Raw genomic sequence first — 24,297 nt, forward strand, 5'->3', positions numbered from 1 at the left:
AATCCTCTACGAATTAACCTGGTTATACCGCGGATGCACCACCGACGATTTCGGTGAGTTCCTGAGTAATGCTGGCCTGACGAGCTTTGTTGTATACCAACTGCAACTCTTTAATCAGGCTACCGCCATTGTCGGTCGCGGCTTTCATCGCCACCATACGTGCGGCCTGCTCGCTGGCCAGGTTTTCTACCACGCCCTGATAAACCTGAGATTCCACATAGCGACGCAGGAGGGTATCCAGCAGCGCTTTCGGATCGGGTTCGTACAGGTAATCCCAGGTTTTACGTTTCAGTTCATCATCTTCTGAAGCCGGTAACGGCAGCAGCTGAGTGATAGTCGGAACCTGAGACATGGTGTTAATAAATTTGTTGCTGACAATGTAAAGCTTGTCCAGACGGCCTTCATCATAGGCCTGCAACATCACTTTTACCGGGCCGATCAGTTCGGACAGGGATGGGTTATCCCCCATACCCGTCACCTGGGCGACAACATTGCCACCTACGGAACTAAAGAAAGACACGCCTTTAGAGCCGATCATTGCGAGGTCGCACTGAACGCCTTTATCGGACCATGCTTTCATATCCGCCAGCAGTTTCTTGAACAGGTTAATGTTCAAGCCACCGCACAGACCACGGTCGGTCGACACCACCAGGTAGCCCACGCGCTTAACGTCGCGTTCTTCCAGATAGGGGTGCTTATATTCCAGATTACCGTTCGCAAGGTGACCAATCACTTTGCGCATGGTATCTGCATAAGGACGGCTGGCCGCCATGCGATCCTGCGATTTACGCATTTTGGAAGCGGCGACCATCTCCATCGCTTTAGTGATCTTTTGCGTGTTCTGGACGCTTGCGATCTTACTACGTATCTCTTTTGCGCCGGCCATGAGCTTCTCCTCAATGCCTTGCGGCCTGCCTTAAGGCAGGCCACCAGACGTTACCAGGACTGGGTTGCTTTGAAGGAATCGAGGATGCCTTTCAGCTTGCCTTCGATTTCGTCGTTATAGCCACCGGACTGGTTGATCTCTTGCATCAACGGAGCGTGATCACGGTCGACGTAAGCCAGCAGAGCGGCTTCGAAGCTACCGATTTTCGCCAGTTCTACATCCGCCAGATAACCACGTTCTGCCGCGAACAGAACCAGAGACTGCTGCGCAACGGACATCGGCGCATACTGTTTCTGTTTCAGCAGTTCAGTCACTTTCTGACCGTGGTCAAGCTGTTTACGGGTTGCATCGTCAAGGTCAGATGCAAACTGGGAGAACGCCGCCAGTTCACGATACTGCGCCAGCGCGGTACGGATACCACCGGACAGTTTCTTCATGATCTTGGTCTGCGCTGCACCACCAACACGGGATACGGAGATACCCGGGTTAACCGCAGGACGAATACCAGAGTTAAACAGGTTGGTTTCCAGGAAGATCTGACCATCGGTAATAGAAATTACGTTGGTCGGAACGAACGCAGAAACGTCACCCGCCTGGGTTTCGATAATCGGCAGCGCAGTCAGAGAACCGGTTTTCCCTTTCACTTCACCTTTCGTGAAGGCTTCAACGTATTCAACGTTAACACGCGCAGCACGCTCCAGCAGACGAGAGTGGAGGTAGAATACGTCGCCCGGGAATGCTTCACGTCCTGGCGGACGACGGAGCAGCAGGGAGATCTGACGATAAGCAACAGCCTGTTTGGACAGGTCATCGTAGATGATCAGCGCATCTTCGCCGCGGTCGCGGAAGTATTCGCCCATTGCGCAACCGGCATACGGCGCCAGGTATTGCAGTGCGGCAGATTCAGATGCGGTTGCAACCACAACGATGGTATTTTGCAGCGCGCCGTGTTCTTCCAGCTTACGAACCACGTTAGAGATGGTGGACGCTTTCTGGCCGATAGCCACGTAGACGCACTTGATGCCGGAATCACGCTGGTTGATGATGGCGTCGATTGCCAGAGCGGTTTTACCGGTCTGACGGTCACCGATGATCAATTCACGCTGACCACGACCGATTGGGATCATGGAGTCAACGGCTTTATAACCCGTCTGAACTGGCTGATCAACGGACTGACGTTCGATTACGCCCGGCGCGATAGCTTCAACAGCAGAGAAGCCATCGTGCTCAACCGGACCTTTACCGTCGATTGGCGCGCCCAGGGTGTTAACCACACGGCCCAGCAGGCCACGGCCAACCGGAACTTCCAGGATACGGCCAGTACATTTAACCTTCATGCCTTCGGCAAGGTCAGCGTACGGACCCATCACAACCGCACCTACAGAGTCGCGCTCCAGGTTCAGTGCGATAGCGTAACGGTTACCCGGCAGGGAGATCATTTCACCCTGCATACAATCGGCCAGGCCGTGAATGCGGATAACACCGTCACTTACAGAAACAATAGTACCTTCGTTGTGAGCTTCACTCACAACATTGAACTGAGCAATGCGCTGCTTGATCAGTTCGCTGATTTCGGTGGAATTCAGTTGCATGCTCCAGTCCCCTTAAGACTGCAAGACGTCTGCAAGGCGTTCAAGACGGCCGCGTACGCTGCCATCAATGACCATATCACCCGCTCGGATGATAACGCCTGCCATTACAGACTTATCGATTTTGCAATTCAGCTTAACTTTGCGTGACAGACGTTTTTCCATCGCAGCGCTAATTTTCGCAAGCTGTTCTTCACTCAATGCGGTGGCGGAAGTTACCTCAACTTCAGAGGTGGACTCACTCGCGGCGCGCAGGTGAATAAACTGCTCCAGAACATCCGGGAGCGCGTTCAGACGATTATTTTCAGCCATCACCCGAATCAGGTTCTGACCGTTTTCGTCCAGCTGCTCACCGCAGACTGCGATAAACGACTCAGCGAGCGTTTCCGGCGCCAGCGCGCCAGAGAGAAGCTCTGCCATTTGTTCGTTCTTGGTTACCTCGGCGGCAAACGCCAGCATGTCCTGCCAGCGCTCTACACTTTGGTGTTCGACGGCAAAGTCAAAAGCTGCTTTGGCGTAGGGGCGAGCTACCGTAACAAATTCAGACATCAGCCCCTCCCTCCTTACAGTTCAGCGACAAGTTTGTCCACGATGTCGCTGTTAGCAGCTTCATCCACGGAACGTTCGATGATCTTCTCGGCGCCAGCAACAGCCAGGATAGCAACTTGCTTACGCAGCTCTTCACGGGCACGTTTACGCTCGGCGTCAATTTCCGCCTGCGCCTGGGCCACGATTTTAGTACGTTCCTGCTCTGCTTCAGTTTTGGCTTCATCCAGGATCTGAGCGCGACGTTTGTTCGCCTGCTCAATGATTACCTGAGCTTCCGCCTTCGCTTTTTTCAGCTGGTCGGTCGCGCTGGCCTTTGCAAGGTCAAGGTCCTTATGTGCTCGTTCTGCGGAAGCAAGACCGTCAGCAATTTCTTTTTGACGTTTTTCGATGGCAGCCATTAACGGCGGCCATACGTACTTCATGCAGAACAGAACGAACAGGACAAACGCGATGGCCTGGCCGAGGATTGTTGCGTTAAGATTCACAGCACAATGCCTCTATCTAGTTAACGTTCTGATATTGCTCTTAATTCAAGCAACGCTTACTACGCGACAGCGAACATCACGTACAGACCCAGACCTACAGCGATCATCGGGATAGCATCCACCAGACCCATAACGATAAAGAACTGAGTACGCAGCAGAGGAATCAGATCAGGTTGACGCGCTGCGCCTTCCAGGAATTTACCCCCGAGGATGCCGATACCGATCGCAGCACCGATTGCCGCCAGACCCATCATCACAGCGGCAGCCATGTACAGCAGATCCATATTCAGGTTTTCCATGACAGTCTCCAGTTTGTTTCAGTTAAAACGTAGTAGTGTTGGTAAAATTAATGCTCTTCAGACGCCATCGACAGATAGACAATCGTCAGAACCATGAAGATGAAGGCTTGCAGCGTAATGATCAGGATGTGGAAAATGGCCCACGGCACATTCAGAATCCACTGTGACCACCACGGCAACAGACCAGCAATCAGAATGAAAATCAGCTCACCGGCATACATGTTGCCGAACAGTCGCAGACCGAGTGATACCGGTTTGGACAGCAGACTTACCCCTTCAAGGATTAAGTTGACAGGGATGAACGCCCAGTGATTGAACGGCTGTAGCGTCAACTCTTTCGTGAAGCCGCCGATGCCTTTCATTTTGATGCTGTAGAACAGAATGAGGATAAATACGCCCAGCGCCATCGACAGGGTGATGTTCACGTCAGCGGACGGAACGACACGCAGTGCCGGCAGACCGAAGATATGCTCGCCGATATACGGCAGCAGATCGATAGGCAGTAAGTCCATCAGGTTCATCAGGAATACCCAGACGAAGATCGTCAGGGCCAGCGGCGCAATCAGCTTGCTTTTGCCATGGTACATGTCTTTCACGCTACCATGCACAAAGCCGATGACCAGCTCAATCGCGGTCTGAAATTTACCTGGTACGCCGCTGGTCGCCTTTTTGGCTACGCTGCGGAACATAAGCAGGAACAACAGACCCAGCACCACCGAGAAGAACATGGAGTCAATATTGAGCGTCCAGAAGGTGGCTGGGGGGTTATGCGGATCCACCAGCGAGAATGTACGCAGGTCCAACTGAAGGTTGTTCAGATGGTGTCCTATGTAATCCTGCGGCGTCATATTTTCTGAAGCCATGATGCCTTTTACCCTTTGTTGTTAATTACAGCCGGCGCCAGTATCTGAACCACCAGCACCAAAACCCACGTAACGATCAGCGGCAAAAATACCGCCTTAAAAACCGCCAACGCCACCACCAGTAGAACCAGCATCGCTAACACCTTGAAGGCTTCGCCGAAGGCGAATGACCAGGCCACGCGGCCTTTCGCAGGTGTATGCGCCTGGTGACGCCAGGCAAATATCATAAACAACATGTTAGGCAGCAACACTGCCAGGCCTCCGCATAAGGCGGAAGCGCCCCAGAAGGGGTCTTTGAGGCTAAACAGCAATCCACTTGCTATTACCGCCAGAAGCTGAATGAACAGAAGCTTACGAGCAACGTTTCGACTCAAGAGCGACACAGACATCACGTTTTTACTCCTGCTCCCTTCGAGGTATGCCGCGTGTCGTATAAAACGTTCTTTAAGGCTTAGAGTCAAGCATCAAAAAGCGGTCAAATTATACGGTGCGCCCTCGTGATTTCAAACAATAAGTAGCTAAAAGGTGAATAAATGTTTAAATATTTTTCCCTGGTGCACATTTATCACTTTTCATCAAACTGTGAACGATCATGCAAAACTGCAAATGGCGCGTAAATACTGGTGATAAAGCGTGCTTCGGATCACATATTGAGCATATTCGCCCCGGCAGTATTTATTTACTTGGCAAATGATGCCTTTTCATCTTTCTGATATTTAAGCCTAAAATCACTCACTATTTAAAAAACACCCGGTTACAAGCTAAAAACCATTCATTGACATTTATAATAAAAATTCAACATACCTGAGTGATTCTTAGGTTCAATTTTTAGCAACCTGATATTTTCAATGTTGATTAATTCATTTTTTAATAAAAAGAGCTACGTTGTAGCAATGATACAAAACGGTGAACTCATGGTTAACAGTAACAAGGTATAACTACTCGTTACCTCGCGATTGTTAACACGCGAGCGCCCGTTTTTTTTCTATTTTTTTTGATAAAAATTAAATTTTGTTTGGCTTAATGACCACCAAATGACGTTCGCCTTCCAGCTGCGGGACACGCAGTTTAACCACGGACTCGACGCTGAACGCCGCAGGCAGCGAGGCGATTTCCTCTTCCGGCAGTTGACCTTTTAACGCATAAAAGCGGCCATTTTCCCCCGGCAGGTGGCGACACCAGCTCAACATGTCATCGAGAGAGGCGAATGCACGGCTGATCACGCCATCAAACGGCGGCTCAGAAGGGAACTCTTCAACGCGGCTCTGCACTGGCGTAATATTTTCCAGCTTGAGTTCGTGCTGAACCTGGCGCAGAAAGCGTACCCGCTTGCCCAAGCTATCCAGCAGCGTGAAATGCGATTCAGGACGGACAATGGAGAGCGGGATCCCCGGCAGCCCCGGTCCCGTACCGACGTCAATAAAACGCTCCCCTTGCAGGTGCGGCGCCACAACGATGCTGTCCAGAATATGGCGTACCAACATCTCGTTAGGATCCCGCACTGACGTCAGGTTGTAGGCTTTGTTCCATTTGTGCAGCATATCGACATACGCAATCAGCTGATTTTTCTGGTGATCGGTAAGCGAAATGCCTGCTTCATCCAGCAGACGGGAGAGTTTGTTAAGCACGGTCGTTACCTGTTAATAATCAAATGCCCGATGCGCTTTCGCTTATCGGGCCTACAAATTTGTAGGGCGGGCAAGCGAAGCGCCCCCGCCAAATTAGTGTTATCAAGCGCTGCGACGCAGCATTCCCTGTTTCTTCAGCCACACCAGCAAAATTGAAATCGCCGCGGGCGTAACGCCGGAAATGCGCGACGCCTGACCGATAGAGACCGGTTTGTGATCGTTCAGCTTGGCGATAACTTCATTCGACAGACCAGAAACCTGGCGATAATCCAGCGTTGCAGGCAGCAATGTGTTCTCGTTACGCAGCTGTTTTTCGATCTCATCCTGCTGACGGACGATATAGCCTTCGTATTTTACCTGAATCTCAACCTGTTCAGCGGCCTGCGCATCATTAAGACCCGGAGCGAACGGCGTCAGCGAAGTCAGCTGCGCGTAGGTCATTTCCGGGCGACGCAGCAGGTCTTCACCGCTGGCTTCACGCGACAGCGGCGCAGTCAGGTGAGCGTTCACTTCGCCGGCCGATTCCGCCGACGGGGTTACCCAGGTGGATTTCAGACGCTGACGTTCGCGTTCGATATTCTCCAGCTTCTCGTTGAAGCGCGCCCAGCGCTCATCATCCACCAGACCCAGCTCGCGGCCCATTTCCGTCAGACGCAGGTCGGCGTTATCTTCACGCAACATCAGGCGGTATTCCGCGCGGGAGGTAAACATGCGGTACGGTTCTTTGGTGCCCAGCGTGCAAAGATCGTCCACCAGCACGCCGAGGTAAGCCTGAGAACGCGCAGGCGCCCAGCCTTCTTTGTCCGCAGACAGACGGGCGGCGTTCAGACCGGCGAGCAAACCTTGCGCGGCCGCTTCTTCGTAACCTGTCGTCCCGTTGATTTGCCCGGCGAAGAACAATCCCTGGATAAATTTGCTCTCCAGCGTTGGTTTCAGGTCGCGCGGATCGAAGAAATCGTACTCAATGGCATAACCTGGACGCACAATTTTCGCGTTTTCCATCCCCTGCATTGAGCGGACGATCTGCATCTGCACATCGAACGGCAGGCTGGTGGAGATACCGTTCGGGTAAATTTCGTTAGAGGTCAGTCCTTCCGGTTCCAGGAAGATCTGATGTTGGTTGCGATCGGCAAAGCGCATGACTTTATCTTCGATCGACGGGCAGTAACGCGGGCCGATCCCTTCGATCACACCGGCATACATCGGACTGCGATCGAGGTTGTTGCGGATCACATCATGGGTTTTTTCGTTGGTATGCGTGATGTAGCACGGCACCTGCTGCGGATGCTGGGACGCGTTGCCCATGAACGAGAACACAGGCATCGGGTTATCGCCGTGCTGCTGCGCCAGTACGCTAAAATCAATGGTGCGCGCATCAATACGCGGCGGCGTACCGGTTTTCAGGCGGCTGACGCGCAGCGGAAGTTCACGCAGGCGACGAGACAGTGGAATGGATGGCGGATCGCCAGCACGGCCGCCGCTGTAGTTATCCAGACCAATATGAATTTTGCCGTCAAGGAAAGTCCCGACGGTGAGAACCACCGCTTTAGCCCGGAATTTCAGGCCCATCTGGGTAACTGCGCCCACGACGCGATCGTTTTCAACAATCAGATCTTCAACCGCCTGCTGGAAGATCATCAGATTGGGCTGATTCTCCAGCGCAGTACGCACCGCCTGGCGATATAGCACGCGATCCGCCTGTGCGCGAGTCGCACGAACGGCCGGACCTTTGCTTGCGTTAAGTATCCTAAACTGGATACCCGCCTGGTCGATCGCTTTCGCCATCAGCCCGCCGAGCGCATCCACTTCTTTTACCAGGTGTCCCTTCCCAATACCGCCAATGGCCGGGTTGCAGCTCATTTGCCCCAGCGTGTCGATATTGTGTGTCAAAAGCAGGGTCTGTTGCCCCATACGCGCTGCGGCCATTGCGGCCTCAGTGCCTGCATGACCCCCGCCAATGATGATGACGTCAAAAGGATCCGGATAAAACATGGTAATTGCCTCGCATACGGCGGTGTGAAAGTGGATTGAAGCCCGGGTCGTGGATTCTACTCAACTTTAGTCGCTGGAGAAAGTCCCGGGATCCTGGGTATTAAAAAGAAGATCTTTTTATTTAGAGATCTGTTTTATTGTGATCTCTTATTAGGATCGCGATTGTCTGTGGATAACCAGGATCCGCTGAATAAGATCAACAAGTTGTTGAGGATCATTAGCTGTGAATGATCGGTGATCCTGGCCCGTATAAGCTGGGATCAGAATGAAGGGTTATGCACAACTCAAAAACTGAACACCGGTTGTTCTTTGGATAACTACTGGTTGATCCAAGCTTCTTACCAGAGTTATCCACACTCGATCGCACGATCTTTACACTATTTTGAGTAAATTAATCCAAGATCCCAGCCAAACCTCTGCCGGATCTTCAGGAATATCGTGTTCAAGGATGTTGATCTTGAGGGTTTCCCCGATCGGTTTTGCGCCTGATGTCTTGAGCGCGGCCTCTATTTTATCGATGGCGCCGCAGAATGTGTCATATTCACGACTTCCGATGCCGATGGCGCCGAAACGAACCTGAGAAAGATCGGGGTTCTGCGACTGAAGCGCTTCATAGAAAGGAGCAAGGTTATCCGGGATATCGCCCGCGCCATGCGTGGAGCTGATAACCAGCCAGGTTCCTGACGCTGACAGATCCTCTAATAGCGGACCGTGCAAGGTTTCGGTTGAAAAACCTGCATCTTCCAGCTTTTCAGCCAGATGTTCTGCAACATATTCGGCACCGCCAAGGGTGCTGCCGCTGATAAGAGTAATGTCTGCCATACGAGCCCATCCTTATAAAGAGGGGCTATTGTACGCTGTGAGCGAGCTGGGATCTACCTGTGGAAAAATGTGGGATTAAAAAAGCCGATCACGGCCGGATAGTACGCATGATCGGGTTTTGCAGGGAGATCAATGTCTCGGTGGACTGAATTTCATCAATTGTTTGGATCTTGTTGATAAGTACCTGTTGCAGGGCGTCGATGGATCGGCACATAACCTTAATAAAGATGCTGTAGTGGCCGGTGGTGTAATACGCTTCGGTCACTTCGTCCAGGCTTTCGAGCTTCGCCAGCGCGGATGGGTAGTCTTTCGCGCTTTTTAAAATAATGCCGATAAAACAGCAGACGTCGTATCCGAGCTGTTTTGGACTGACGTCAATCCGCGCGCCGGTAATGATCCCCGCCTGCTTCATTTTTTCTACGCGAACGTGAATCGTCCCCGGGCTGACGCTAAATTGTTTGGCCAGTTCAGCGTATGCCGTACGCGCATTTGCCATTAACGCTTCCAGGATGCCGCGATCCAGATTGTCGATCTGATAATTTTCCATAGGTTTTTCTTATGTAGATTAGTGATTCACTCTATTTTAGCGTCTTATTTTATCGAATCAAAAGTGAAGTCGGCTTTTTGTTTGTGGATTATTGAATATCACCCTCAATCTGTTGCTTAATCATAGGCAACAGGACGCAGGAGTATACAAAATGAAAACCGCTTACATCGCCAAACAACGTCAAATTAGCTTCGTGAAATCTCACTTCTCTCGTCAACTGGAGGAGCGTCTGGGTCTGATTGAAGTTCAGGCGCCGATCCTTAGCCGCGTAGGAGATGGCACGCAGGATAACTTGTCGGGCTGTGAAAAAGCGGTACAGGTAAAAGTGAAAGCGTTGCCGGATGCCCAGTTTGAAGTGGTGCATTCACTGGCAAAGTGGAAACGCCAGACGCTGGGACAACACGACTTCAGCGCGGGTGAAGGGCTGTACACGCACATGAAAGCCCTTCGCCCTGACGAAGACCGCCTCTCCCCGCTCCACTCCGTCTATGTCGACCAGTGGGACTGGGAACGCGTTATGGGCGACGGTGAGCGTCAATTCGCCACCCTGAAAAGCACGGTAGAGGCTATCTGGGAAGGCATTAAGGCAACCGAAGCCGCGGTAAGCAAAGAATTTGGTCTGGCGCCGTTCCTGCCGGAGCAGATCCACTTTGTTCACAGCCAGGAGCTGCTGGCGCGTTACCCGGATCTGGATGCGAAAGGGCGCGAACGCGCGATCGCGAAAGAGCTTGGCGCCGTTTTCCTGGTCGGTATCGGCGGGAAACTGAGTGACGGTAAACGTCACGACGTGCGTGCGCCGGATTATGATGACTGGAGCTCTGCTTCTGATCTGGGCCATGCTGGTCTGAACGGCGATATCCTGGTCTGGAACCCGGTACTGGAAGATGCGTTTGAGCTTTCCTCAATGGGGATCCGTGTCGACGCCGATGCACTGAAACGCCAGCTTGCTCTGACCGGAGATGAAGATCGCCTGAGTCTGGAGTGGCACCAGGCGCTGCTGCGCGGTGAGATGCCGCAAACGATCGGCGGCGGTATTGGTCAGTCTCGCCTGACGATGCTGCTGCTGCAACTGCCGCACATTGGTCAGGTTCAGTGCGGCGTGTGGCCTGCGCAGGTTCGTGAAAGCGTCGCTTCCCTGCTGTAATTCTCTAACGCCGCCAGCGTCGTAGCAGGCGGCTTCCCATCCCGGTATCAAAGCGCCAGATATGGTCGAAAATGCGCATGATGCCGGGTTTGCCGTGTGCCGACATCGCCACCGCATGAAAACGATGCTGGTGTACCCGCTGTAGCTCCCCTACTTTATTCACAACATCGTCAGGTAAGCGCTGGGCGATAAAATCTGAAATGACTACCGCATCCGCATCAAACCACTCTCGCCCCTGCATCCGTTCAATAATGGCGCGAAAACAGCTGGCGATATCCGTGCCGCCGTGAAAGCGCTGGCTCAAAAAGCGGATGGCCTGCTCGATGCCTTCTGGGCCAGACAGTTCATAGCGCACGACCTCTGTGGAAAACAGCATGATGAAGCAGCGACGGTTATCCGCCAGCGCGACGCGCATCAGCGCCAGGCAAAAGGCTTTCGCGCACTGCTCGTTAAATCCGCCCATTGAGCCGGAGGTGTCCACGCAAACAATGAATGGCCCGCGCGGCTGTTCGTCAAAATCCTGATGAACGACCGGGCGCTCAGTCACTTTCTCACGCCACGCTTCGCCGTGCAGACGGTACGTGAGTAGCTGTTTTTCCACCAGCCGTCGGTAGAATTCATATTCCAGTTCGGTAATGCCGAGCGTTGCCAGCTCAGGCGGCAGCAGGCGCAGAATGTCGTCGCTTTGCTGAATGCCGTCAACCTGTTCTGGAACGGTCGCCGGTTCGCGCACCAGCGTACGAAATGTCTCCATCGGCGCATCTTTGCGCGGCACCGATTTGGCTTCCCTGGAGCGGCCTAACTGTTCCGCCAGGCGTTTCAGTTCGGGTTGTTCTGCCAGGAAGTCGCCATATTTTATGATCAGCTGATAATCGCCGCGTTTGAGTTGCCCTGCGCTCATGTCCCACAGGCGGCCGGCTGCATGGTCATTTTCCGCCAGGACCGGCTCCAGTTGCCCGCTGAGCGTCATGCGTTCCTGCACTTCACTCAGCAACTGCTCGCGCTCCTCTTCCAGCAACTGGTGATTTAAGGCCGTGGTTTGCACGATCAGGCTTAAACGCCAGCGTTGCAGAAAAAGCGTGTGCAGCGCTGGCGTAAAAGTGGCGTTACTGTCCACCAGTTGCTGGGCTTGCCCGGCATAGGGCGAATGTAGTCGGTGCAGCAACGCTAATATCTGCGGCAATTGCACAATAAACTGCGTTGTTCCGAGAAGCTGGCTTTGTTGATAGCACATCACCTCTTCCGTGAGTTCCGGCGGCACGCGCGCGTCTTTAAGACGGCTGCGCAGCGCTTCGCGCCAGCGGGGAAGATCGTCGGAAATGGCTCTCTTTAATCGGGGGAATTTCTCGAAGAAGATAGCCAGCTGCGGGGAGGCCAGCAAAGTGAGGATAATTTCTTCGATAATCCCCTCTTCACTGACCGCCAGCATGACATTCAGCGTGTCCAGTGTCAGCATTGCTGCGCCTGGCGGATCTGCGCACCAACATCCTGTAGGCTGGCTTCAATACGACCTAACCAGTCGCTATGGATAAACAGACATTTTTGCTGTTCGCTGAACCGGCTGTGTTGCTGGTGCCATTCGCTGTCCAGCGCCTCAAGCTGCTGTTTGATTTCGCCGGGCATTCCCTCTTCTGAACTGCCCGGTAGCGCCAGACGGCTGCCCTGTAGGCTGACGTCGCGCACCACCAGATGCTGAGCGCTATCAACTTCCATATTCAGCGTCTGGGCAAAACCGATCCCGTTGAGTTTGCCGCGGATCTCTCCGCCTTTTGCCAGCCACTGCTCAAGGGCGCTGCGTTCAAAAGCGATATGAATGACTTCCATATCATGCAGTTTAAGCGGTTGTTGCAAAAGCAAGGTTAGCACTGGCGCGCTCGCCTCTGGCGGCAGATCGTAATGGGGACGGCGGCTGAACATTCCTCCCTGACGAACAACGGTAAAGGCTGTTTTATCGCTTTGCTGCTGTTGCAACTGGAGGCGACGTTGCACAATGCCGCCGAGGCGCGTCAGCATTGCCTGTTGCTGCCAGGCGTGCCCGGTCATCAATATTTCAAGCTGTTGCTGCATCAGATTCAGGCTTTGCGCGTCATACCACAGGCAATCTTTCAGCAGGATAAGATCGATTGGCGCAACGGCGTCGCGTCCGCTAAAGAACGCGCTGGCCTGTAACAGACGAATGGCTTTTTTCCAGCGACGGTCGGAGACATAGGGGGCGTCTGGCAGCGCATCAAGCTGCTGGCGCAGCGTGAAAATCAGTTCAAATACATGATCGGGCAGCGTAATGGCGGAAATATCCTTCTGCCACTGATAATACTCTTCATCAGTCACCTGTAATGAGGCCGGCACCGGGTTATCGCTTTCGTCCTGCTGGCTTACCAGCATGGAGCGGAAATTCGCCTTATCCTGTACTTTATCCAGCCACAGACGAATGAGCATACGGTCGTATAACGCCTCCAGACTGCTGTCTGCTTCGGGAAGCTCGTTTGAGGCCGCCACCAGCAGGCGCATCGGAATTTTTTCTTCGTGCGCGCCGTTACGGAAATGGCGTTCGTTAATGGCGGTCAGCAGAGTGTTCAGGATTGCCGGGCCCGCTTTCCAGATCTCATCCAGAAAGACGATTTCCGCTTCAGGAAGATAACCCGTGGTCAGACGCTCATAGCGACCTTCATCTTTTAGCGCCTGAATGGAGAGAGGACCAAAAACCTCCTCGGGCGTGGAGAAACGCGTCATCAGATACTCAAAGGCGCGGGCGTGCTGAAAGGCGAACTTCAGACGACGGGCTATCAGGCTTTTGGCAATGCCTGGCGGGCCAAGTAAAAAGACGCTCTCACCGCTCAACGCTGCCAGCAGGCAAAGGCGAATGGCGTGGCTACGTTCATAAAGTCCCTTTTCCAGGGCGCTGCTCAGACGGGAAATTCTTTCCGCTAATAAATGTGGGTGAGCCATAATAAGGTGGCGTCCTTCCGCCAGATGTATCATGTTAACAGCGAGTATAGACGTTTCGCCACGAAGCAATAATAGACTGAAGCATCGTTTCTTTTTCTTTGCGCCAGGTTAATCTGACGTCGATTAGGGGTACGATTTTGCGATTAATCGTGCATACTGTGCGCCTTTTTTGTGGGCCAAGGGACTACGCACACATTTCATATATATACACTAAATCATTCAAACTGCATCAAGGTGGCAAAGGAGTGGATCCCCGGGAGCCTTGTCGTTTGAAAGATGCCATGTATAAACGAAAGACGAGTCTATGAGCACTGATAATAAACAATCATTGTCTGCGATCACTCTCGCAGCGATTGGGGTTGTCTATGGTGATATTGGTACCAGCCCACTTTATACACTTCGTGAATGCTTGTCCGGTCAGTTTGGTTTTGGTGTTGAACGTGATGCCGTATTTGGCTTTTTGTCGCTGATTTTCTGGCTGCTGATCTTTGTTGTTTCCATCAAGTATCTGACTTTTGTCATGCGCGCAGATAACGCCGGCGAGGGCGGGATTCTGACCTTAATGTCGCTAGCCGGGCGTAATACGTCGGCGAGAATGACGTCCACGCTGGTCATTATGGGGTTAATTGGCGGTAGCTTCTTCTACGGCGAAGTGGTAATTACACCCGCGATCTCAGTCATGTCGGCCATTGAAGGTCTGGAAATTGTGGCGCCGGAACTGGATACCTGGGTCGTCCCGCTTTCTATTATTGTGCTTACTCTGCTGTTTATGATTCAGAAACACGGGACGGGGATGGTCGGTAAGCTGTTTGCGCCGATTATGCTGACGTGGTTTTTGATTCTGGCCGGACTCGGCCTGCGCAGTATCATCGCTAACCCGGATGTGCTTCATGCCCTCAATCCCATGTGGGCGGCGAAGTTCTTCCTTGAGTACAAAACGGTGTCGTTTATTGCGCTGGGCGCCGTGGTGCTTTCGATTACCGGGGTTGAGGCGCTGTATGCGGATATGGGGCATTTCGGCAAGCTGCCGATTCGTCTGGCCTGGTTCTCGGTTGTTCTTCCTTCATTAACGTTAAACTACTTTGGTCAGGGCGCATTGCTGCTCAAACACCCGGAAGCGATTAAGAACCCGTTCTTCCTGTTGGCGCCAGAGTGGGCGCTGATCCCGCTGCTGATTCTTGCCGCGCTGGCGACGGTTATCGCCTCTCAGGCGGTGATTTCCGGTGTCTTCTCGCTGACGCGCCAGGCGGTGCGGCTGGGATATTTGTCGCCCATGCGCATTATCCACACCTCCGAAATGGAGTCCGGGCAGATCTATATTCCGTTCGTGAACTGGATGCTCTATTTTGCGGTGGTTATTGTTATTGTCAGCTTTGAGCGTTCCAGCAACCTGGCGGCGGCATACGGTATTGCCGTTACCGGTACGATGGTGCTGACCTCGATTCTTTCTACCACCGTGGCGCGTAAAAACTGGCACTGGAATAAGTATTTTGTCGCGCTGATTCTGGTGGCGTTCTTGTGCGTTGATGTTCCGCTGTTCTCGGCAAACCTCGACAAGCTGCTGTCGGGCGGCTGGTTGCCGCTGACGCTGGGGATCGTGATGTTCATCATTATGACGACCTGGAAGAGCGAGCGTTTCCGTCTGCTGCGTCGTATGCATGAGCACGGTAACTCCCTGGAAGCCCTGATCGCCTCGCTGGAGAAATCGCCTCCGGTACGCGTCCCCGGTACGGCGGTGTATATGTCCCGCGCGCTGAACGTCATTCCGTTTGCGTTGCTGCATAACCTCAAGCACAACAAGGTGCTGCATGAACGCGTGATTCTGCTGACGCTACGCACGGAAGACGCGCCATACGTACACAATGTTCGCCGGGTGCAGATTGAGCAACTGTCGCCAACCTTCTGGCGTGTGGTGGCCAGCTACGGCTGGCGCGAAACGCCGAACGTTGAGGAAGTGTTCCATCGATGCGGTCTGGAAGGGCTGAGCTGCCGGATGATGGAAACCTCTTTCTTTATGTCGCATGAATCGCTGATCCTCGGCAAACGCCCGTGGTATTTGCGTCTGCGCGGCAAGCTCTATCTGCTGTTGCAGCGTAATGCGCTACGTGCGCCGGATCAGTTTGAAATCCCACCGAACCGGGTTATCGAACTGGGAACGCAGGTCGAGATTTAAGCCTTTTAAAATGCCGGGCGGCGCTGCGCCGCCGGGCAATTATCCCCCGCCGTATTTCACTTAGCGAAACGTTTCGACCCCGATCACAATTCCGTTACGTCATGATGGTTTTCTGCTCACTTCCGGGAGTAAACTTATTACCAGCGAAACGTTTCGCTAGTGGGGAAAGAAAATGAAGAAAGGCGCGGTACTTAATTCTGATATTTCATCGGTCATCTCCCGTCTGGGGCATACTGATACGCTGGTAGTGTGTGACGCAGGTTTACCTGTTCCATCCAGTACAACGCGTATCGATATGGCGTTAACCCAGGGCGTACCTTCTTTTATGCAGGTACTGGATGTCGTGACCCGTGAAATGCAGGTTGAGGCGGCTATTCTCGCGACGGAAATCAAAGAACATAATCCGCAACTCCACGAAACGTTGCTCAGCCATATTGAGCAACTGCAACAACACCAGGGAAACACCATAGAAATTCGTTACACCACGCATGAACATTTTAAAAAACTAACCGCAGACAGTCAGGCGGTGATTCGCAGCGGGGAGTGCTCCCCGTATGCGAATATTATTCTCTGTGCCGGCGTCACGTTCTGAGGCCATCATGGACGCATTACTGCAACTCAAAGGGATCGATAAAGCGTTCCCGGGCGTGAAAGCGCTATCTGGCGCCGCGTTAAATGTCTATCCAGGTCGCGTAATGGCGCTGGTGGGCGAAAATGGCGCGGGCAAATCCACCATGATGAAAGTCCTGACCGGTATCTATACCCGTGATGCGGGATCGTTATTGTGGCTGGGTAAAGAAACGACCTTCAATGGCCCAAAATCCTCGCAGGAAGCCGGGATTGGCATCATTCACCAGGAACTGAACCTGATCCCGCAGCTCACGATTGCCGAGAATATCTTTCTGGGGCGTGAGTTTGTAAATCGCTTTGGCAAAATCGACTGGAAAAAGATGTATGCCGAAGCGGATGTTCTGCTTGCCAGACTCAATCTGCGCTTCAAAAGCGACAGGCTGGTGGGCGAACTCTCTATCGGCGATCAGCAGATGGTCGAAATCGCCAAGGTACTGAGCTTCGAATCCAGAGTCATCATTATGGATGAACCCACGGATGCGCTCACTGATACCGAAACGGAATCGCTGTTCCGCGTCATCCGCGAGTTGAAATCGCAGGGGCGCGGCATTGTCTATATCTCCCACCGCATGAAAGAGATCTTCGAAATTTGCGATGACGTGACGGTTTTCCGCGACGGGCAGTTTATTGCCGAGCGTGAAGTGGCGTCGCTGACCGAAGATTCGCTGATTGAAATGATGGTCGGACGTAAGCTTGAAGATCAGTACCCGCGTCTGGATAAAGCGCCAGGCGAGGTACGCCTGAAAGTCGATAACCTGTGCGGTCCCGGCGTTAATAATGTCTCCTTTACTCTGCGCAAAGGGGAAATTTTGGGAATCTCCGGTTTGATGGGCGCCGGGCGTACGGAACTGATGAAAGTGCTGTACGGCGCGCTGCCGCGCACCAGCGGTTACGTCACGCTCGACGGGCATGAAGTGGTTACCCGTTCACCGCAGGATGGCCTGGCTAACGGTATTGTTTATATCTCTGAAGACCGTAAACGTGACGGCTTAGTGCTCGGCATGTCGGTAAAAGAGAATATGTCGCTCACCGCGCTGCGTTATTTCAGCCGCGCTGGCGGCAACCTGAAACATAAAGATGAACAGCAGGCGGTGAGTGACTTTATCCGTCTGTTCAATGTGAAAACGCCGTCGATGGAGCAGGCTATCGGGTTGCTCTCTGGCGGCAATCAGCAGAAAGTCGCCATTGCGCGTGGACTGATGACCCGCCCCAAAGTGCTGATCCTCGATGAGCCAACCCGCGGTGTGGACGTTGGCGCGAAAAAAGAAATTTATCAGCTTATCAACCAGTTTAAGGCCGATGGCCTGAGCATCATTCTGGTCTCATCTGAGATGCCAGAAGTATTGGGTATGAGCGATCGCATTATCGTCATGCATGAAGGGCATCTCGGCGGTGAATTCACTCGCGAGCAGGCCACCCAGGAAGTGTTAATGGCTGCCGCTGTGGGCAAGCTTAATCGCGTGAATCAGGAGTAAAAAAGATGACTATCCAGGCTGTTTCTGGTCGCCGTTATTTCACTAAAGCGTGGCTGATGGAGCAGAAATCGCTCATCGCTCTGCTGGTGCTGATCGCGATTGTTTCTACCATGAGTCCCAACTTTTTTACCGTTAATAACCTGTTTAACATTCTCCAGCAAACGTCCGTCAACGCTATCATGGCCGTCGGGATGACGCTGGTTATCCTGACGTCAGGCATCGATCTTTCCGTTGGTTCCCTGCTGGCGCTTACCGGCGCGGTTGCCGCTTCAATTGTAGGGATTGAAGTGAATGCGCTGGTGGCCGTTGCGGCGGCGCTGGCGTTAGGCGCCGCCATTGGCGCGGTGACCGGCGTGATCGTGGCAAAAGGTCGCGTGCAGGCGTTTATCGCCACGCTGGTAATGATGCTTCTGCTGCGCGGCGTCACGATGGTGTACACCAACGGAAGCCCGGTGAATACCGGCTTTACGGATAACGCCGATCTCTTCGGCTGGTTCGGGATTGGCCGCCCGCTGGGCGTTCCGACGCCGGTCTGGATTATGGGCATCGTCTTCCTGGCGGCGTGGTACATGCTGCATCATACTCGCCTGGGCCGCTATATCTATGCGCTGGGCGGCAACGAAGCGGCAACGCGTCTGTCGGGTATCAGCGTCAGTAAAGTCAAAATCATCGTCTATTCGCTTTGTGGTCTGCTGGCCTCGCTGGCGGGCATCATCGAAGTGGCTCGTCTCTCCTCCGCGCAGCCAACGGCGGGTACGGGTTATGAGCTGGATGCCATCGCAGCGGTCGTGTTAGGCGGCACCAGCCTGGCGGGCGGTAAAGGGCGCATTGTTGGGACATTGATCGGCGCATTGATTCTCGGTTTCCTTAATAATGGTTTGAATTTGTTAGGTGTTTCCTCCTATTACCAGATGATCGTCAAAGCGGTGGTGATTTTGCTGGCGGTACTGGTAGACAACAAAAAGCAGTAACAACGACTACAGGACATCTTAAATATGAACATGAAAAAACTGGCTACCCTGGTTTCTGCTGTTGCGCTGAGCGCCACCGTGAGCGCGAATGCGATGGCGAAAGACACCATTGCTCTGGTGATCTCCACGCTCAACAACCCGTTCTTTGTCACCCTGAAAGAGGGGGCGCAGAAAGAAGCGGATAAACTGGGCTATAACCTGGTCGTGCTGGACTCCCAGAACAACCCGGCGAAAGAGCTGGCTAACGTTCAGGATTTAACCGTTCGCGGCACTAAAATTCTGCTGATCAACCCAACCGATTCCGACGCGGTAGGCAACGCGGTTAAGATGGCTAACCAGGCGAAGATTCCGGTTATCACCCTTGATCGCCAGGCAACCAAAGGCGACGTTGTCAGCCACATTGCTTCCGATAACGTGCTGGGCGGCAAAATCGCCGGTGATTACATCGCGAAGAAAGCAGGTGAAGGCGCGAAAGTGATTGAACTGCAAGGCATCGCCGGAACATCCGCAGCGCGTGAGCGTGGCGAAGGCTTCCAGCAGGCCGTTGCGGCACACAAATTTAATGTACTGGCCAGCCAGCCTGCTGACTTTGACCGCACCAAAGGTCTGAACGTCATGCAGAACCTGCTGACTGCGCATCCTGATGTGCAGGCGGTATTCGCACAGAACGACGAAATGGCGCTGGGTGCGCTGCGCGCTCTGCAAACCGCAGGTAAATCTGATGTGATGGTGGTTGGATTTGATGGTACGCCGGATGGCGAGAAGGCGGTAAATGATGGCAAACTGGCTGCGACTATCGCTCAGTTGCCGGATCAGATTGGCGCTAAAGGCGTTGAAACCGCTGATAAAGTACTGAAAGGCGAGAAAGTTCAGGCCAAATATCCGGTTGACCTGAAACTTGTCATCAAGCAGTAATAACGGCTCAGGCCGTTCGCGGTCTGATGGCGACATAAATACGCCATCCTCAGAGAGTTGTTTGAAGATGAAAGCGTAAAAAGAAAAGCAGGGCACGCGCCACCCTAACCCGGTGGCGCACTTTACTGGACATCCCGAACATGAAAACCGCAGGCAACCTTGTCGTCCTTGGCAGTATTAATGCCGATCACATCCTCAACCTCGAATCTTTTCCTGCGCCAGGCGAAACCGTAACGGGCACCCAATATCAGGTGGCATTCGGCGGTAAAGGCGCGAATCAGGCGGTGGCCGCAGGGCGCAGCGGCGCAAATATCGCGTTTATTGCCTGTACTGGCGATGACGATATTGGCGAGAGCGTGCGTAAACAGTTAGCCAGCGATAACATTGATATTGCTCCGGTCAGCGTGATTAACGGGGAATCTACCGGAGTCGCGCTGATTTTTGTTAATGGCGAAGGGGAAAATGTCATCGGCATTCATGCTGGCGCCAATGCCGCATTGTCGCCTGCGCTGGTGGAAGCGCAACGCGAGCGTATCGCCGGGGCTTCTGCGCTATTGATGCAGCTCGAGTCGCCGATTGAAAGCGTGCTGGCGGCGGCAAAAATTGCGCATCAGAACAACACTACCGTTGCGCTTAACCCGGCTCCGGCGCGTGAACTGTCTGATGAGCTGCTGGCGCTGGTGGACATCATTACGCCAAATGAAACCGAAGCGGAAAAGCTCACGGGGATTCGCGTCGAAAGTGATGAAGATGCCGCTAAAGCATCGCAGGTGCTGCATGATAAAGGCATTCATACCGTACTGATTACGTTAGGCAGCCGCGGCGTGTGGGCCAGCGTGAAGGGCGAAGGCCGTCGTGTGCCGGGGTTTAAAGTGAACGCCGTTGATACGATAGCCGCCGGGGATACTTTTAATGGTGCGTTAGTTACCGCCTTACTGGAAGAGACGCCGCTGCCGGAGGCCATTCGCTTTGCCCATGCCGCTGCTGCGATTGCGGTGACACGCAAAGGTGCGCAACCTTCTGTTCCGTGGCGTGAAGAGATAGAGGCGTTTTTAGGTCAGCAGAGGTAACGTTTGGCTACAATGAAGGATGTTGCCCGTCTGGCGGGCGTTTCCACTTCAACTGTTTCGCACGTTATTAATAAAGATCGCTTTGTCAGTGAAGCTATCACCGGGAAAGTGGAAGCGGCGATTAAAGAGTTAAACTACGCGCCTTCAGCGTTGGCGCGTAGCCTGAAATTAAATCAGACCCGCACAATCGGCATGCTGATCACCGCCAGTACTAATCCTTTTTATTCAGAACTGGTGCGCGGCGTTGAACGTAGCTGCTTTGAGCGGGGCTATAGCCTGGTATTGTGTAATACCGAAGGCGATGAGCAGCGAATGAACCGCAATCTGGAAACGCTGATGCAAAAGCGGGTCGATGGCTTATTGCTGCTTTGTACGGAGACGCATCAACCCTCCCGGGAGATCATGCAGCGTTATCCCTCTATTCCTACTGTGATGATGGACTGGTCACCCTTTGATGACGAAGGGGATTGCGATCTGATCCAGGACAACTCCCTTCTGGGCGGCGATTTAGCGACGCAATACCTGATTGATAAAGGTTTTACCCGAATAGCCTGCATTACCGGCCCGCTGGACAAAACGCCCGCGCGTTTGCGGCTGGAAGGGTATCGGGAAGCCATGAAACGCGCGGGGCTGGAAATTCCTGAAGGGTATGAGATCACAGGAGATTTCGAGTTTGGCGGCGGATTTGAAACCATGCAAATGCTGCTGTCCCATAAACAACGCCCACAGGCGGTATTTGCCGGCAATGATGCAATGGCCGTCGGTGCGTATCAGGCGCTTTATCAGGTAGGGTTGCGCATCCCGCAGGATATGGCGGTGATTGGCTATGATGATATTGAACTGGCGCGCTACATGACGCCGCCGCTGACGACGATTCATCAACCGAAAGATGAACTGGGTGAGTTGGCCATCGACGTGTTGATTCACCGTATGGCACAACCCACGCTACAACAGCAGCGTCTGCAACTTACTCCTGTTCTGATGGCGCGGGGGTCGGTTTAGGTTTGTGCCGTTCTTTGATCAGATTGCGGCCATCTTTGGCTTTCAGCAACATGAACATCAGCGCGGATACCACCGTAATAGCGCCCATCGTAATAAAGGTATAGTGGAACTGTTCAACCGTATTGGTTCCCTCAATCCCTTCATAGAGACGCAATACGGCGGCGCTGATCGCTACCCCTAAACTGATGGAAAGCTGCTGCGTGACGGCCAGCAGGCTGTTGCCGCTGCTGGCGTTATCATCGGTCAGATCCGCAAGGGTGATGGTGTTCATGGCGGTAAACTGCGTGGACATCGCCATACCCAGAACAAACAGCGGCAGAATCAACATCCATACCGGCATAGCGGGGGATTGCAAAGAGAACTGCGCAATCATCAGGCCAATAAATACTGTAATGCCGACCAGCGTCGTCTTGTACCCCAGTTTACGCAGCACCTGAGTGACCGCTGATTTCGCCAGAATAGAACCCAGCGCCGTCGGGGCCATCATGCAGCCGGCTATCAGCGCCGGGTATCCAAATCCTACCTGTATCATCAGCGGCATCAGGAAGGGAACGCATCCCGTTCCCAGACGCGTGGCGAGGTTTCCTGCTATCCCAACGGAGAACGTGCGCGTTTTGAACAACGAAAGTGAAATCAACGGCGTTGGGTGTCGACGCGCATGGCGAATATAGGCTAGCAGCAGCACGATACTGCTCAGAATAATGGTTAATGCTATCCAGGTTGCGACGATCTTCTCGCCGAAAAGCTCCATTCCGCTGGAGAACAGCACCAGACTCAAACCAAAGAGGAAGAAGCCGGTCATGTCGAAACGGCGTCGCGGTGTGGTGAAATTTGGCATGTACTTACGGGCATACAGGATACCGACAATGCCAATGGGAATATTAATCAGGAAGATCCAGTGCCAGCTTGCCCATGTCACCAGTATGCCCCCCAATACCGGGCCGAGGATAGGGCCGACCAGGCCTGGCATCGTCACGAAATTCAGAACCGGAAGCAGTTCACTTCGGGGGTAAGCGCGTAATAATGCCAGACGGGCGACCGGCATCATCATTGCGCCGCCGATCCCCTGCACCACGCGGAAAACAACCAATTCAGCTAATGAGCCAGAAAGCGCGCATGCCAGCGAGCCGAGCGTAAACAGACTGACGGCAATAATAAAGACGCGACGGGTGCCAAAGCGATCGGCCAGCCATCCGCTTACCGGAATCAGCATCGCGACCGTCAGGGTATAACTGATAATAGCGGACTGCATGGCAAGAGGAGAACGGTTGAGGCTGTGCGCGATAGCGGGTAGAGCGGTATTAAGAATGGTGGCATCCAGCGCCTGCATAAAAAAAGCCATAGCCGCTATCCACGGCAACCCGGCCATACTGCGCGCTTTTTTCTCTGACATTCGGTATCCCGTTACTTGTCCGGTTGTTCGTTCGGCGCTATCAACAATGCCTGGCACGCTTTAAAGGCGCGATCGCCATCACTGTCGGCTATGGCATCTACAATAGCCTGGTGTAAATCCAGCTTCACCACATCGTTATAGGTAATAGAGGTGAAGTAGGTGTGATAGACCGAATGGAACAGCGAGGCAAAAGAGATTAAGAACGGATTCGCGCTCATTTCATAAATATGCTCATGCCACGCCATATCGACTTCAATCCAGCGTTCGCGTCTGAAGTTCTTCTTCAACGCCACCATCTCTTCCATTAAGGTATTCAGATGCGCTTTCTGTTCCGCTGATCCGATCGTCGCTGCCAGTGAACATGCCTGCGGTTCGAGACTGATACGCATCACCAGAAAATGATTAATAACCTGATGGAAGTTTTCTTCTGTCATCCACCAGGTGAGCAGTTCCTGATCGAGGAAGTTCCAGTTTGCCTGCGGCATAACCCGCGTACCAATACGAGGACGGGGCAACACCATGCCTTTTGCTGTTAGCGTCTTCACTGCCTCACGTACCGCCGTGCGACTCACGCCAAATTGCTCGCCCAGTTCGATTTCTCCGGGAAGAATGGTGCCGGGCGCGTATTCACCCTTTAAGATTCGCTGCGCCAGCTTCTCAGCCAGAACGTAGGAAAGATTTTTCTGTGCAGCTAACTGTTGTGCGCTTAAAGGCATAAATGTTTGTCCTTTCTCTTTTCTTATTCATTAGTATGCCATCAGGAAGTGTGATTAAGGTTGTAAAAACGGCAAATTGCTTATTTTATGGCATGTTAATAGTGGTTTTGCTTAAAAAGAAAGCAGTCGGAAAATAATTTTAAATTTCCCCTTGTCAGGCCGGAATAACTCCCTATAATGCGCCTCCACTGACACGGAACAA

The 24,297-nt window shown here is 53.1% G+C and carries 23 protein-coding genes; 8 read left to right on the plus strand and 15 right to left on the minus strand.

Going from position 1 to position 24,297, the window contains the following annotated elements; all coding sequences use genetic code 11:
• Nucleotides 1–22: 22 nt before the first annotated feature.
• The 11 genes from atpG to asnC all read right to left on the minus strand — a co-directional run bounded on the left by atpG (nt 23) and on the right by asnC (nt 9,660).
• A complete protein-coding gene (gene atpG, locus OGY62_RS04120; protein WP_047460091.1) occupies nt 23–886 on the minus strand; it encodes a F0F1 ATP synthase subunit gamma in 864 nt (287 codons plus the stop codon).
• A gap of 50 nt (nt 887–936) precedes the next feature.
• On the minus strand, nt 937–2,478 hold the full coding sequence (atpA, locus tag OGY62_RS04125) for a F0F1 ATP synthase subunit alpha (RefSeq protein ID WP_012000831.1): 1,542 nt from the start codon (nt 2,476–2,478) through the stop codon (nt 937–939).
• 12 nt (nt 2,479–2,490) lie between these two features.
• A complete protein-coding gene (atpH, locus tag OGY62_RS04130) occupies nt 2,491–3,024 on the minus strand; it encodes a F0F1 ATP synthase subunit delta (RefSeq protein ID WP_012000833.1) in 534 nt (177 codons plus the stop codon).
• A gap of 14 nt (nt 3,025–3,038) precedes the next feature.
• Nucleotides 3,039–3,509, minus strand: a complete 471-nt coding sequence (gene atpF / locus OGY62_RS04135) for a F0F1 ATP synthase subunit B (RefSeq protein WP_003827022.1) — start codon at nt 3,507–3,509, stop codon at nt 3,039–3,041.
• Nucleotides 3,510–3,568: 59 nt separating this feature from the next.
• Entirely contained in the window at nt 3,569–3,808 is a 240-nt protein-coding gene (gene atpE, locus OGY62_RS04140; RefSeq protein WP_000429386.1) for a F0F1 ATP synthase subunit C, read from the minus strand.
• A 47-nt stretch (nt 3,809–3,855) separates the two neighbouring features.
• Nucleotides 3,856–4,671: a F0F1 ATP synthase subunit A gene (atpB, locus tag OGY62_RS04145; RefSeq protein ID WP_047460083.1), complete on the minus strand. Its 816-nt coding sequence runs from the start codon at nt 4,669–4,671 to the stop codon at nt 3,856–3,858.
• 8 nt (nt 4,672–4,679) lie between these two features.
• Nucleotides 4,680–5,060, minus strand: a complete 381-nt coding sequence (gene atpI / locus OGY62_RS04150; RefSeq protein WP_012131096.1) for a F0F1 ATP synthase subunit I — start codon at nt 5,058–5,060, stop codon at nt 4,680–4,682.
• A gap of 615 nt (nt 5,061–5,675) precedes the next feature.
• Entirely contained in the window at nt 5,676–6,299 is a 624-nt protein-coding gene (gene rsmG, locus OGY62_RS04155) for a 16S rRNA (guanine(527)-N(7))-methyltransferase RsmG (protein WP_047460080.1), read from the minus strand.
• Nucleotides 6,300–6,401: 102 nt separating this feature from the next.
• On the minus strand, nt 6,402–8,291 hold the full coding sequence (gene mnmG / locus OGY62_RS04160) for a tRNA uridine-5-carboxymethylaminomethyl(34) synthesis enzyme MnmG (protein WP_286459158.1): 1,890 nt from the start codon (nt 8,289–8,291) through the stop codon (nt 6,402–6,404).
• A 372-nt stretch (nt 8,292–8,663) separates the two neighbouring features.
• Nucleotides 8,664–9,113 carry an FMN-binding protein MioC gene (gene mioC, locus OGY62_RS04165; protein ID WP_012131099.1) on the minus strand — a complete coding sequence of 150 codons (450 nt, stop codon included), beginning with the start codon at nt 9,111–9,113 and terminating at the stop codon, nt 8,664–8,666.
• An 88-nt stretch (nt 9,114–9,201) separates the two neighbouring features.
• Nucleotides 9,202–9,660: a transcriptional regulator AsnC gene (asnC, locus tag OGY62_RS04170; RefSeq protein ID WP_012131100.1), complete on the minus strand. Its 459-nt coding sequence runs from the start codon at nt 9,658–9,660 to the stop codon at nt 9,202–9,204.
• A gap of 151 nt (nt 9,661–9,811) precedes the next feature.
• Here asnC and asnA point away from each other — a divergent pair, with 151 nt between their 5' ends.
• Nucleotides 9,812–10,804, plus strand: a complete 993-nt coding sequence (gene asnA, locus OGY62_RS04175; protein ID WP_024130086.1) for an aspartate--ammonia ligase — start codon at nt 9,812–9,814, stop codon at nt 10,802–10,804.
• A gap of 4 nt (nt 10,805–10,808) precedes the next feature.
• Here the strand turns inward: asnA and viaA are convergent, their stop codons facing one another.
• Together viaA and ravA are read right to left on the minus strand one after the other, a co-directional pair.
• Nucleotides 10,809–12,260: an ATPase RavA stimulator ViaA gene (gene viaA / locus OGY62_RS04180; protein WP_286459160.1), complete on the minus strand. Its 1,452-nt coding sequence runs from the start codon at nt 12,258–12,260 to the stop codon at nt 10,809–10,811.
• On the minus strand, nt 12,254–13,750 hold the full coding sequence (gene ravA, locus OGY62_RS04185; protein WP_024130087.1) for an ATPase RavA: 1,497 nt from the start codon (nt 13,748–13,750) through the stop codon (nt 12,254–12,256). Before ravA ends, viaA begins: the two co-directional genes overlap by 7 nt.
• A 304-nt stretch (nt 13,751–14,054) precedes the next feature.
• Between ravA and kup the strand changes: the two genes are divergently transcribed.
• The 7 genes from kup to rbsR all read left to right on the plus strand — a co-directional run bounded on the left by kup (nt 14,055) and on the right by rbsR (nt 21,986).
• Nucleotides 14,055–15,923, plus strand: a complete 1,869-nt coding sequence (gene kup, locus OGY62_RS04190) for a low affinity potassium transporter Kup (RefSeq protein WP_012131104.1) — start codon at nt 14,055–14,057, stop codon at nt 15,921–15,923.
• 172 nt (nt 15,924–16,095) lie between these two features.
• Entirely contained in the window at nt 16,096–16,515 is a 420-nt protein-coding gene (gene rbsD / locus OGY62_RS04195; RefSeq protein WP_058668327.1) for a D-ribose pyranase, read from the plus strand.
• Between the two features lie 7 nt (nt 16,516–16,522).
• On the plus strand, nt 16,523–18,028 hold the full coding sequence (gene rbsA / locus OGY62_RS04200) for a ribose ABC transporter ATP-binding protein RbsA (RefSeq protein ID WP_058668328.1): 1,506 nt from the start codon (nt 16,523–16,525) through the stop codon (nt 18,026–18,028).
• A gap of 5 nt (nt 18,029–18,033) precedes the next feature.
• On the plus strand, nt 18,034–18,999 hold the full coding sequence (gene rbsC / locus OGY62_RS04205) for a ribose ABC transporter permease (protein ID WP_012131107.1): 966 nt from the start codon (nt 18,034–18,036) through the stop codon (nt 18,997–18,999).
• A 24-nt stretch (nt 19,000–19,023) separates the two neighbouring features.
• Entirely contained in the window at nt 19,024–19,914 is an 891-nt protein-coding gene (gene rbsB / locus OGY62_RS04210; protein ID WP_012131108.1) for a ribose ABC transporter substrate-binding protein RbsB, read from the plus strand.
• A gap of 140 nt (nt 19,915–20,054) precedes the next feature.
• Nucleotides 20,055–20,984: a ribokinase gene (gene rbsK / locus OGY62_RS04215; protein ID WP_200075849.1), complete on the plus strand. Its 930-nt coding sequence runs from the start codon at nt 20,055–20,057 to the stop codon at nt 20,982–20,984.
• Between the two features lie 3 nt (nt 20,985–20,987).
• On the plus strand, nt 20,988–21,986 hold the full coding sequence (gene rbsR, locus OGY62_RS04220; RefSeq protein ID WP_080975464.1) for a ribose operon transcriptional repressor RbsR: 999 nt from the start codon (nt 20,988–20,990) through the stop codon (nt 21,984–21,986).
• On the opposite strand, the gene mdtD is transcribed toward rbsR, so the two are convergent.
• Nucleotides 21,952–23,379: a multidrug transporter subunit MdtD gene (gene mdtD / locus OGY62_RS04225; RefSeq protein WP_230012526.1), complete on the minus strand. Its 1,428-nt coding sequence runs from the start codon at nt 23,377–23,379 to the stop codon at nt 21,952–21,954. The two genes, rbsR and mdtD, sit on opposite strands and share 35 nt — an antisense overlap.
• 11 nt (nt 23,380–23,390) lie before the next feature.
• The gene (locus tag OGY62_RS04230; protein WP_012131112.1) at nt 23,391–24,095 is read right to left on the minus strand and encodes a FadR/GntR family transcriptional regulator; all 705 of its coding nucleotides are present in this window, start codon (nt 24,093–24,095) and stop codon (nt 23,391–23,393) included.
• Nucleotides 24,096–24,297: the final 202 nt, after the last annotated feature.

Origin of the sequence: Citrobacter sp. CK198 (assembly GCF_030333295.1) — a bacterium.
GTDB classification, from domain to species: Bacteria; Pseudomonadota; Gammaproteobacteria; order Enterobacterales; family Enterobacteriaceae; genus Citrobacter_B; species Citrobacter_B koseri.